8 protein-coding genes are annotated in these 11,879 nt (G+C 40.8%); 6 read left to right on the top strand and 2 right to left on the bottom strand.

Going from position 1 to position 11,879, the window contains the following annotated elements; all coding sequences use genetic code 11:
* Positions 1-20: 20 nt before the first annotated feature.
* Positions 21-1,316 (top strand): lytic transglycosylase domain-containing protein, encoded by a 1,296-nt coding sequence (locus K8P02_RS00435; protein ID WP_002559287.1) that lies wholly within the window; start codon positions 21-23, stop codon positions 1,314-1,316.
* Between the two features lie 68 nt (positions 1,317-1,384).
* Positions 1,385-3,634 carry a RelA/SpoT family protein gene (locus K8P02_RS00430; protein WP_007484056.1) on the top strand — a complete coding sequence of 750 codons (2,250 nt, stop codon included), beginning with the start codon at positions 1,385-1,387 and terminating at the stop codon, positions 3,632-3,634.
* A 44-nt stretch (positions 3,635-3,678) separates the two neighbouring features.
* Here K8P02_RS00430 and K8P02_RS00425 read toward each other — a convergent pair whose 3' ends face one another.
* Both K8P02_RS00425 and K8P02_RS00420 read right to left on the bottom strand, forming a co-directional pair.
* Positions 3,679-4,023: a MerR family transcriptional regulator gene (locus K8P02_RS00425; RefSeq protein ID WP_002559285.1), complete on the bottom strand. Its 345-nt coding sequence runs from the start codon at positions 4,021-4,023 to the stop codon at positions 3,679-3,681.
* Positions 4,024-4,025: 2 nt separating this feature from the next.
* A complete protein-coding gene (locus tag K8P02_RS00420; RefSeq protein WP_002559284.1) occupies positions 4,026-4,994 on the bottom strand; it encodes a M23 family metallopeptidase in 969 nt (322 codons plus the stop codon).
* Between the two features lie 192 nt (positions 4,995-5,186).
* On the opposite strand from K8P02_RS00420, the gene alaS reads away from it, so the two are divergent.
* The 4 genes from alaS (at position 5,187) to K8P02_RS00400 (ending at position 11,838) form a co-directional block, all read left to right on the top strand.
* On the top strand, positions 5,187-7,805 hold the full coding sequence (gene alaS / locus K8P02_RS00415; RefSeq protein ID WP_025867557.1) for an alanine--tRNA ligase: 2,619 nt from the start codon (positions 5,187-5,189) through the stop codon (positions 7,803-7,805).
* Positions 7,806-8,000: 195 nt separating this feature from the next.
* Positions 8,001-10,217, top strand: a complete 2,217-nt coding sequence (locus tag K8P02_RS00410) for a GH92 family glycosyl hydrolase (protein WP_223381859.1) — start codon at positions 8,001-8,003, stop codon at positions 10,215-10,217.
* Positions 10,218-10,233: 16 nt separating this feature from the next.
* A complete protein-coding gene (locus K8P02_RS00405) occupies positions 10,234-10,788 on the top strand; it encodes an RNA polymerase sigma-70 factor (RefSeq protein WP_002559281.1) in 555 nt (184 codons plus the stop codon).
* A 51-nt stretch (positions 10,789-10,839) separates the two neighbouring features.
* Positions 10,840-11,838, top strand: a complete 999-nt coding sequence (locus K8P02_RS00400) for a FecR family protein (RefSeq protein ID WP_007484053.1) — start codon at positions 10,840-10,842, stop codon at positions 11,836-11,838.
* Positions 11,839-11,879: the final 41 nt, after the last annotated feature.

Here is an 11,879-nt window from a genome sequence, read left to right as displayed (position 1 = left end):
CTGAAGATCAACAACTAAGAATGAAAAAACTAAAAAACTATTACCCCTTTATTCTCTTTTTCCTGTTAGCAAGCACACAGGTAAAAGCACAAAGTGTAGACGTAATTATCAAAGAAAACGGAACCGAGCGCCAGGAAAGTATCGACCTTCCGAAAAGTATGACTTATCCGCTTGACAGTCTGCTTAATGACTGGAAAGCTAAAAACTATATCGATTTAGGCAAAGATTGCAGTACTTCTGAAGTGAATCCACTGTTCAGTGACTCTGTCTATATCGACCGTCTTTCGCGCATCCCCGCTATCATGGAAATGCCGTATAATGAAATTGTACGCAAATTTATTGATATGTATGCAGGACGTCTGCGCAATCAGGTCTCTTTTATGTTGAGTGCCTGTAATTTTTACATGCCTATTTTTGAAGAAGCACTCGATGCCTACAACCTCCCACTGGAACTCAAATATCTGCCTATCATTGAATCAGCTTTAAATCCTTCTGCCGTATCCCGTGCAGGAGCTTCTGGGCTGTGGCAATTTATGCTGGCTACAGGTAAGATGTATGGGCTTGACTCAAATAGTCTTGTGGACGAACGCCGTGACCCGATTAAGGCAACCTGGGCGGCAGCACGTTATCTGAAAGAGCTATACGCCATATATGGCGACTGGAACCTTGTTATTGCAGCTTACAACTGCGGCCCGGGAACAATTAACAAGGCCATACGCCGCGCAAACGGTAAAACGGATTATTGGGATATATACAATCTCCTGCCCAAAGAAACCCGCGGATATGTACCGGCTTTTATTGCAGCCAACTATGTAATGACCTACTACTGCGATCATAATATTTGCCCGATGGAAACAAATATTCCTGCCAGTACAGATACGGTTCAAGTAAATAAGAATCTGCACTTTGAACAGATCGCAGACATCTGTGGAGTTAATATCGACCAGATAAAAAGTCTTAATCCCCAATATAAAAAGAACATAATCCCGGGAGATAGCAAATCCTACACGCTTCGCCTGCCACAAAGCCACATTAGTATATTTATCGATCAGCAAGATACAATTTATGCTCACCGGGCTGATGAGTTATTCAGAAACCGGAAAACGATTGCTATCAATGATAATACTCCGCCGAGCAATACAAGGGCCAAAGCTTCTGTTGGAAAAGGAACGCCAACCTACCACAAAATAAAAAGCGGGGAAACACTGGGAACCATTGCAGCAAAATATGGAGTTCGCATAAAAGATATCCAAAGCTGGAACGGATTACGAAATACCAAGATTGCAGCAGGAAAACAACTGAAAATATACAAATAAATACATCTTTGCTTGCATCGAGTTGAAAATTGCTTATTTTTGCAGAAAGCAATGAAAAGATGACATTTATGGATACTAATATACCCCCAAAAGAACTGGCAGAAGAAGAGATGATCGATCAAGCGTTCCAGGAACTACTGAACGATTATCTTGCAACCAAGCATCGCAAACGTGTTGAGATTATAACAAAAGCATTCAATTTCGCCAATCAGGCACATAAAGGTATTAAACGCCGTTCCGGTGAACCTTATATTATGCACCCGATAGCTGTTGCTAAAATTGTATGTAACGAGATAGGCTTGGGTTCAACTTCTATCTGCGCAGCCTTACTTCATGATGTCGTAGAGGATACAGATTATACAGTAGAAGACATTGAGAACATCTTTGGTCCTAAGATTGCACAAATCGTAGATGGACTGACCAAAATATCCGGTGGGATATTTGGTGATCGTGCATCGGCTCAGGCGGAAAACTTTAAGAAGTTATTGCTCACCATGTCAGACGATATTCGTGTAATTCTGATTAAGATTGCCGACCGTCTGCATAATATGCGTACACTGGGTTCCATGTTGCCCAACAAGCAATATAAAATTGCAGGAGAAACGCTTTACATCTATGCCCCTTTGGCCAATCGTCTGGGATTGTATAAGATAAAAACAGAACTGGAGAACCTCAGCTTCAAGTATGAACATCCTGAAGAATATTTGGAAATTGAAGAAAAGCTGAATGCCACTGCCGCAGAACGAGACAAGGTATTCAATGATTTTACTGCACCTATCCGAGAGCAACTGGATAAGATGGGATTAAAATATCGCATATTGGCACGCGTCAAATCCATTTATTCTATCTGGAATAAGATGCAAACCAAGCATGTTCCTTTTGAAGAAATATACGATCTGCTTGCTGTACGTATAATCTTTGAACCCAGAAATCCGGAAGAAGAGCTAAATGACTGTTTTGATATATATGTATCTATCTCCAAAATATATAAACCTCATCCAGACCGCCTGCGCGACTGGGTTAGTCATCCTAAAGCCAATGGATATCAGGCACTGCATGTTACCCTGATGGGTAACAACGGACAATGGATCGAAGTCCAGATTCGTAGTGAACGCATGAATGACGTTGCAGAACAAGGATTTGCCGCCCATTGGAAATACAAAGAAGGAGGCGGTAGTGAAGACGAGGGAGAACTTGAGAAGTGGTTGAAAACCATCAAAGAAATCCTGGATGATCCTCAACCGGATGCTATTGACTTCCTGGATACAATCAAACTCAACCTGTTTGCCTCCGAAATATTTGTGTTCACACCAAAAGGTGAACTCAAAACCATGCCTCAGAATTCCACAGCACTGGATTTTGCTTTCTCATTACATACAGACATCGGCAGTCACTGTATCGGTGCAAAAGTAAATCACAAGCTGGTCCCTCTGAGCCACAAACTGCAAAGTGGTGACCAGGTAGAAATTCTGACTTCCAAATCACAACGTGTACAACCCCAATGGGAGGTATTTGCCACCACGGCGCGAGCTCGTGCCAAAATAGCTGCCATTCTGCGTAAGGAACGGAAAATTAACCAGAAAGAAGGAGAAGAGCTTCTTAACGAGTTTCTTAAAAAAGAGGAAATCCGTCCGGATAATGTGATCATCGCGAAGTTGTCCAAGTTGCATAACATGAAGAATGAAGAAGAACTATTTATAGCCATAGGGAACAAAAGTATTATTTTAGGAGATGCCGACAAGAATGAATTAAAAGAAAAGCAAAGCAGTAACTGGAAAAAATACCTGACCTTCTCCTTTGGAGGAGGAAATAAAGAAAAACAACCGGAAGAAAAAGAGGTACAGGAAAAAGAAGCTATTAATCCGAAACAGATATTAAAGCTTACCGAAGAAGCACTACAAAAACAGTATATCATAGCAGAATGTTGTCATCCTATTCCGGGAGACGATGTTTTGGGTTATATAGATGAAAATGACCGCGTCATCATCCATAAGCGCCAATGTCCGGTAGCAGCCAAATTGAAAAGCAGTTATGGTAACCGTATTATTGCCACCGTATGGGACACACATAAAGTACTCTCTTTCCTTGTGTATATTTATATCAAAGGCATAGATAGTATGGGACTCTTAAACGAAATCACTCAAGTCATATCACGACAACTTAACGTAAACATTCGTAAGTTGGATATAGAAACCAATGATGGTATCTTTGAAGGGAAAGTACAACTCTATGTGCACGATGTAGATGATGTTAAAGCAATCTGTGATAACCTGCGAAAGATTCAGAATATTAAATCTGTAACGCGTGTAGAGAATTAAAAAGATTAAAGATCAAATGAATAAGCTAAAGAGCCGGACGGCGATTATCGTTCGTCCAGTTCTTTTTTTATAGACAGTAATTCTTCTCTGATATCCTTCAAGCGATTGACTATTTCGAAGTTGCGAATGGTGGCCTCTCCATTATCTTTCAACTTTTGGCGCGCACCAGGCAGAGTCATTCCTTTCTCCTTTACCAAATGATAAATCAAGGCAATAGTATCCACATCTTCCTTACGATACTGACGTACCCCCCGCCCACTTGTCTTAGGCGCAATCTGAGGAAATTCTTTCTCCCAGAAACGAAGCAAAGACTGATTTACATCAAACATCTCTGCAACCTCAGCTATCGAATAATATAACTTAAAATTCTTATCTGTATTAATGCCCATCTTTAGTCAAATACTTTACCGTGGTTAGCAGCCAATTGAATCATCCTATCATAATCTTCTGCACTCAAATCCATAAAATAATAGTTCACCGGATTCATCACCTGCCCTTTAAAATGTACTTCATAATGCAAGTGAGGTCCCGTACTTTTACCAGTACTGCCTACTCCGGCAATAACTTCACCACGCACTACCTTTTTTCCAAGCTTTGTTCTGTATTCTCTAAGATGTGCATAGCGTGTACGATATCCAAAGCCATGGTCTATTTCAATCGTATTACCATATCCTGTCTCCCAACCCATCTTGACAACCACTCCATCTCCGGTAGCATACACATCCGTCCCGGGATTGGCAGAGAAATCCATACCGGCATGAAACTTAGCAGTACCATAAATAGGGTCAATACGTGTCCCGTATCCGGAAGCCGTCTTCTTTAAGTCCTTATTCGAAATTGGCTGAATGGCTGGCATGCATCTAAGCATTTCATCTTGATTTTTACACATTGCCACTACATCATCAAATGATTTAGACTGAATATATAGCTGTTTAGTAAGTAAATCCAATTTCTGAGTAGTGTTCACTACCAATTTAGAATTTACCAGATCCATCAGCTCTTCATAACGATTAGTGCCACCATATCCCGCTTTACGGATAGCCGGAGACACCGGATCAGCTTGTAAAATAACACGATACAAATTATCATCACGCTGCTGTACATCCTGCAATACTCCCAATGCATCATCCAATCGGCGGGAAAGCACATTGTATTGTGCCAGTAAACGGCTGTTTTCCATCCTCAATTCTTTCTCGGAAGGAGAACCGAATATGAGCAATAGTACAATAAAACTACCGGCTCCCAGCCCCATACCGATAAAAAGACGACGGAGAATACTCAATGCCCGTTGCCGGACAGTAGGATAAATTCGGTCATAGGTCTGCGTTCGCGGATTATAGATGTAGTAAACTTTGCGCATCTTAGGAAATATTTCGATAGTTAATGGGGCAAAAATAATAAAAACAAGCTATCTTTGCACTGTTTTTTAAGTTTTTATATTTTTGAGTTCTTTACTTTTTAAGTTATTAAGACCTTCAAAGAACTCTTTCCATACATTCTGTATAAACTAAAAAACTTGAAGTCTGAAAAACTAACAAAGCTAAAAAGATATATGTTGACTGCAAAAGAAACCAGAGATTCATTCAAGAATTTCTTTGAGTCGAAAGGACATCAGATCGTTCCATCGGCTCCCATGGTGATTAAAGATGATCCGACCCTCATGTTTACCAATGCGGGGATGAATCAGTTTAAAGATATTATTTTGGGTAACCACCCGGCAAAATACCACAGAGTTGCGGACTCACAGAAATGCCTTCGCGTAAGCGGAAAGCACAATGATCTTGAAGAAGTGGGACATGATACATACCATCACACCATGTTCGAGATGTTGGGTAATTGGTCATTTGGTGATTATTTCAAGAAAGAAGCCATTAGTTGGGCATGGGAATATTTGGTAGATGTATTGAAACTGAATCCGGAATATTTATATGCTACAGTATTTGAAGGTAGCCCCGAAGAAGGACTGGAACGAGACAATGAAGCCGCTTCTTACTGGGAACAATTCCTTCCGAAAGACCACATTATTAACGGCAACAAGCATGATAATTTCTGGGAAATGGGTGACACCGGCCCTTGCGGTCCTTGTTCAGAGATTCACATAGATCTTCGTCCGGCAGAAGAACGTGCTAAGATTTCCGGTCGTGACCTTGTTAATCATGACCATCCCCAAGTGATCGAGATATGGAACCTTGTGTTTATGCAATATAATCGCAAAGCCGATGGTAGCCTCGAAGCACTTCCTGCCAAAGTTATCGACACAGGTATGGGCTTTGAACGTCTCTGCATGGCATTGCAAGGTAAAACCTCCAACTATGATACAGACGTATTCCAACCAATGATCAAAGCTATTGCACAGATGGCTGGCGTTGAATATGGAAAAGATAAACAACAAGATGTGGCAATGCGTGTTATTGCGGACCACATCCGTACTATAGCCTTTTCTATTACAGATGGCCAATTGCCGTCAAATGCAAAAGCCGGTTATGTAATCCGCCGTATTCTACGTCGTGCTGTTCGTTACGGATATACTTTCCTCGGACAAAAACAGGCGTTTATGTACAAACTCCTTCCGGTATTAATCGAAAATATGGGTGAGGCTTATCCGGAATTGATCGCGCAAAAAGGATTAATTGAAAAAGTTATCAAGGAAGAAGAAGAAGCCTTCCTGCGTACTTTGGAAACAGGTATCCGCCTGCTTGACAAGACTATGGCCGATGCCAAAGCAAGCGGAAAGACAGAAATCAGCGGAAAAGATGCTTTTACTCTATACGATACATTCGGATTCCCTCTTGACCTTACAGAATTAATTCTCCGTGAGAATAACATGACTGTTAATATCGAAGAATTTGATGCCGAAATGCAACAGCAAAAACAACGTGCCCGCAATGCTGCCGCTGTAGAGACAGGTGACTGGATTATCCTGAAAGAAGGAACCAGTGAGTTCGTTGGTTATGATTATACTGAATATGAAGTATCAATTCTCCGTTATCGCCAGATCAAACAAAAAAATCAGACCCTCTATCAGATCGTACTTGACAGTACTCCTTTCTATGCCGAAAGTGGTGGTCAGGTAGGTGACACCGGCGTATTGGTAAGTGAATTTGAGACGATAGAGATTATTGATACTAAAAAGGAAAACAACCTGCCCATCCATTTCACCAAGAAACTACCGGAACATCTGGAAGCTCCTATGATGGCATGCGTAGACACAGATAAACGTGCTGCCTGTGCAGCCAATCACTCTGCTACCCATTTGCTGGACGAAGCACTACGCGAAGTATTAGGTGAACATGTAGAACAAAAAGGATCATTGGTAACACCGGAATCTCTACGTTTTGACTTCTCTCATTTCCAAAAAGTAACAGATGAAGAAATGCGCCGGGTAGAACACCTTGTGAATGCCAAAATACGTGCTAATATTCCTCTCAAAGAATATCGTAATATTCCCATTGAAGAAGCGAAAGAATTAGGTGCTATCGCTTTATTCGGAGAGAAGTACGGTGACAGAGTTCGTGTTATCCAGTTCGGATCATCGATCGAATTTTGTGGTGGTATACATGTTGCCGCTACCGGAAGCATCGGCATGATAAAGATCATTTCTGAAAGTTCTGTTGCTGCTGGTGTACGCCGTATTGAAGCTTACACAGGTGCAAGAGCGGAAGAAATGCTGGATACCATACAAGACACCCTGAATGATCTTAGAGCTCTTTTCAACAATACTCCCGACTTGGGCATCGCAATCCGCAAGTACATTGATGAAAATGCCGGATTAAAGAAGCAGTTGGAAGACTTTATGAAAGAAAAAGAGGCCTCAGTGAAAGAACGCCTATTAAAAAACATACAAGAGATCAATGGCTTCAAAGTTATCAAGTTCTGTGCTCCCATACCTGCTGAAACAGTGAAAAACATTGCTTTCCAGCTCCGTGGAGAGATTACAGAAAACCTATTCTTCGTAGCCGGTACTCTTGATCACGAAAAACCAATGCTTACAGTTATGATCAGTGATAACCTTGTTGCCAGCGGATTGAAAGCCGGAAACCTGGTGAAAGAAGCAGCTAAACTGATTCAAGGTGGCGGCGGCGGACAACCTCACTTTGCAACTGCCGGCGGTAAAAATCCGGATGGATTAAATGCGGCAGTAGAAAAAGTGTTGGAATTAGCTGGAATTTAAATTCTAAAAATCGAATAAAAAGTAAGGGGTGTACCAACAAATTGAATGGTACACCCCTCTTTTTTCTCTTTATATCCTCCAAACAAGCAAAATCCTCTATTTATTAACTACAAAGTTCTAACTTTATATCACTTATTCATCTTATATTTTTTAAATTTGTGCTTTGAAACGATGTTAATCACTAACACCTATTGTATGAAAGCACTCTACACACCTCTCCTCCTTGTATTAATTCTCACAGCTTGCACTTCTTCCCAGGAAAGAGCATCTACAGACTACACCCAATATGTTAACCCTTTCATTGGTACTGATTTCACCGGCAACACCTATCCTGGAGCACAGGCTCCGTTTGGTATGGTTCAACTCAGCCCGGATAACGGACTTCCCGGATGGGACCGCATATCGGGATACTTCTATCCGGACAGTACCATTGCCGGTTTCAGTCACACTCACTTATCAGGCACAGGTGCCGGTGATCTGTATGATATCTTTTTTATGCCTGTCACCTTGCCTTATAAAGAAGCAGAAGCTCCATTGGGAATACACTCCAAATTCTCTCATGACGATGAATCGGCAACAGCCGGGTATTATCGGGTGTTACTGAAAGACTATAACATCCATGTAGAGCTTACTGCTACCGAACGTTGCGGTATTCAGCGCTATACCTTTCCCGAAGCCAGAGCCGCTATCTTCCTCAATCTGAAAAAAGCGATGAACTGGGACTTTACCAATGATACCCAGGTTGAAATAGTGGACTCTGTCACGATACAAGGTTATCGTTTTTCCGACGGATGGGCACGTGACCAACATATTTATTTCCGTACCCGTTTTTCAAAGCCTTTCACATCTGTACAAATAGACACTACTGCTATTATAAAAGATGGAGATCATATTGGAACAGCCACTATAGCTCGTTTTGACTTTGACACACAAAAAGATGAACAAATCATCGTCAGCACAGCAATTTCCGGTGTAAGTACGGAAGGGGCAGCTAAAAACCTGTTGGCAGAAGTGCCCGATGACAACTTTGACAAATACCGCAATCTTACCCGCGATAACTGGAACAGGCAACTTTCTAAAATTGAGATAGTAAGTAATAACACCGATGATAAAGTAAACTTCTATACAGCACTTTATCATTCGATGATTGCTCCTACTATTTACAGTGATGTAGACGGGACTTATTACGGCCCGGATAAAAAGACTCACAAGACCGACGGATGGGTAAATTACAGTACCTTTTCCTTATGGGACACTTTCCGCGCAGCACATCCTCTTTTTACTTATACCGAACCGGAACGCGCTAACGACATGGTAAAATCTTTTATTACTTTCTACGAGCAAAACAAACGCCTACCGGTATGGAATTTCTATGGAAGTGAAACAGATATGATGATCGGTTATCATGCCGTGCCCGTTATCGTTGATGCTTATTTGAAAGGAATAACAGATGTGGACCCCGAAAAAGCATTGGAGGCCTGTATAGCTACTGCCAACATTGATAACTATCGGGGTATTGGGATGTATAAAAAATTGGGCTATGTCCCCTATAATATTGCAGACAGCTACAATGCAGAAAACTGGTCTTTATCTAAAACACTGGAATATGCATATGATGACTACTGTATTGCTAAAATGGCAGAAAAGATGGGTAAAAAGGAGATCGCTGACGAATTCTACAAACGTTCTCTAAACTATAAAAACTTGTATAATCCTGCAACTTCTTTCATGCAACCTAAAGACGATAAAGGAAACTTTATCAAAAATTTCTCACCAGACGAATATACCCCACATATCTGCGAGAGTAACGGATGGCAATACTTCTGGTCTGTACAACAGGATATCGACGGACTTATCGCCCTTACCGGTGGTAAAGAGCGTTTTGCTCAAAAGCTGGATAGCATGTTCACATATCATCCTTCAGCAGATGATGAACTACCTATATTCAGCACCGGTATGATAGGTCAGTATGCACATGGCAACGAACCCAGCCATCACGTTATTTATCTGTATAATGCTGTAGAACAGCCCTGGAAAACTCAACAATACGCAGCCAAAGTGATGCATGAGCTTTATCAGAACTCTCCTGCCGGACTTTGTGGAAACGAAGACTGTGGGCAAATGTCCGCCTGGTATGTGTTCAGTGCAATGGGATTTTATCCGGTAGACCCTGTTTCCGGAAAATACGAAATTGGTACCCCTCTTTTTCCGGAAATGCAGATGCACCTGTCAAACGGTAATACATTTACGGTACTCGCTCCCACTGTCAGTAAAGAGAATATATATATACAAGCTGTCAAATTTGACGGTAAACCTTATAGCAAAAGTTACATCACCCACGAACAGATCATGGAGGGTGCAACTCTTGAATTTGAGATGGGCAATACCCCCGGCCCGGTATGGTATAAGTAACCTAAAAAAACTATGAATGAAGGACGATTTTGATATCACTTACAAAGCTCTTTTTCGTAAGTACTATCCCAATCTGCTCTTCTACGCTACACGTCTGGTAGGTGAAGAGGAAGCAGAAGATGTAGTACAAGATGTCTTTGTAGAACTTTGGAAACGCAGAGATTCCATGGAGATAGGGGAACAAATACAAGCATTCCTCTATCGGGCTGTATATACCCGTTCGCTCAATGTATTAAAACATCGAAACATTGAAAGCGGATACATTGCAATAGTAGAAGAAATTAACCAGAAACGTGTTGAATTCTATCAACCGGATAATAACGAGGTAATCCGGCGAATAGAAGACCGTGAATTGAGAAAAGAAATTTATGATGCAATTAATGAACTCCCTGACAAATGCAAAGAGGTATTCAAGCTGAGCTATTTGCACGATATGAAAAACAGGGAAATAGCAGATGCAATGGGCGTCTCGCTACGTACAATAGAAGCACACATGTACAAAGCACTAAAATATCTACGTGGACGCCTGGATCATCTAATATTCTTATTCATCTTATTTTTTCTAAGATAAGTAAGTGTTTTTATTGATTGAGTTGTTCCTATTTATATAATGAAAGAAAAAATGAATAATCTCAGCGAAGAAGTAATAGCTAAGTTCCTAATGGGAAAATGTACCGAAGAGGAACTTATTCAGGTTAATCTCTGGATAAAAGAATCAGATGAGAATGCACGTAAGCTATTCCGGATGGAAGAAATATACCATCTGGGCCGAGAAAACCATGCTTCTGACAAAAGGAAGATGGATCTGGCTGAAAAGAAATTATATAAGAGACTGACCGAGGAAGAGAGAAAACAAAACAAGGTATTACGAATTCAGCACTGGATGAAATATGCAGCTATTATCACCCTTATCCTACTAACTGGTACGGGAGCAGGCTACTGGATTTACAACAGTGATCAGAGTAGCAATCTGGTTATAGTTACAGCATCCGATGGAAATGTAGAAGAAATACAACTACCGGATGGTACAAAAGTATGGCTGAATCAATCGGCCACATTAAAGTATCCCCGGACATTCTCTGCAAAGGAACGAAATATCTACCTGGAAGGTGAAGCTTACTTTGAAGTAACCAAGAATCGGGCAAAACCATTTATTGTACAAAGTGAGGCCATGAGAGTCAGAGTATTGGGAACCACTTTCAATTTCAAATGCAACAAAGCATGTACATCAGCCGAAGCAACATTGATTGAAGGTGAAATTGAAGTAAAAGGAAATAATGACGAAGGAATGGTTATTCTTTCTCCGGGACAGAAAGCCGAACTAAACAGAGCTACAAAGCGGTTAATAGTAAAACAGGTAGACAGCAAACTGGATGCAGTATGGCATGACAATCTGATACCTTTTGAGAAAGCAGATATTTACGGTATTGTAAAAACGCTGGAACGTTTCTATGACGTAAAAATCATTCTGGCTCCCGATATAAAAATAGACAATACCTACTCGGGTGTATTAAAAAGGAAAGACAGCATAGAGTCTGTCTTAAACTCATTAAAGAATTCAATTCCAATTGACTATAAGATTGTAGGGAACAATATATTTATATCAGCTCAAAGTAAATAGAAAAAATCAATTATTATCTTTGCCCTAATTTTAATATACAT

The organism is Bacteroides nordii (assembly GCF_019930665.1).
Lineage (GTDB): Bacteria > Bacteroidota > Bacteroidia > Bacteroidales > Bacteroidaceae > Bacteroides > Bacteroides nordii.
This window is presented reverse-complemented; position numbering and strand designations above follow the sequence as displayed.

Excerpts from the sequence above, each read along its gene's own strand:
- K8P02_RS00405 (WP_002559281.1), top strand. The coding sequence starts at position 10,234 with ATGAAGGACGATTTTGATATCACTTACAAAGCTCTTTTTCGTAAGTAC.
- K8P02_RS00420 (WP_002559284.1), bottom strand. The coding sequence starts at position 4,994 with ATGCGCAAAGTTTACTACATCTATAATCCGCGAACGCAGACCTATGAC.
- K8P02_RS00435 (WP_002559287.1), top strand. The coding sequence starts at position 21 with ATGAAAAAACTAAAAAACTATTACCCCTTTATTCTCTTTTTCCTGTTA.
- K8P02_RS00410 (WP_223381859.1), top strand. The coding sequence starts at position 8,001 with ATGAAAGCACTCTACACACCTCTCCTCCTTGTATTAATTCTCACAGCT.
- K8P02_RS00425 (WP_002559285.1), bottom strand. The coding sequence starts at position 4,023 with ATGGGCATTAATACAGATAAGAATTTTAAGTTATATTATTCGATAGCT.
- K8P02_RS00430 (WP_007484056.1), top strand. The coding sequence starts at position 1,385 with ATGGATACTAATATACCCCCAAAAGAACTGGCAGAAGAAGAGATGATC.
- alaS (WP_025867557.1), top strand. The coding sequence starts at position 5,187 with ATGTTGACTGCAAAAGAAACCAGAGATTCATTCAAGAATTTCTTTGAG.
- K8P02_RS00400 (WP_007484053.1), top strand. The coding sequence starts at position 10,840 with ATGAATAATCTCAGCGAAGAAGTAATAGCTAAGTTCCTAATGGGAAAA.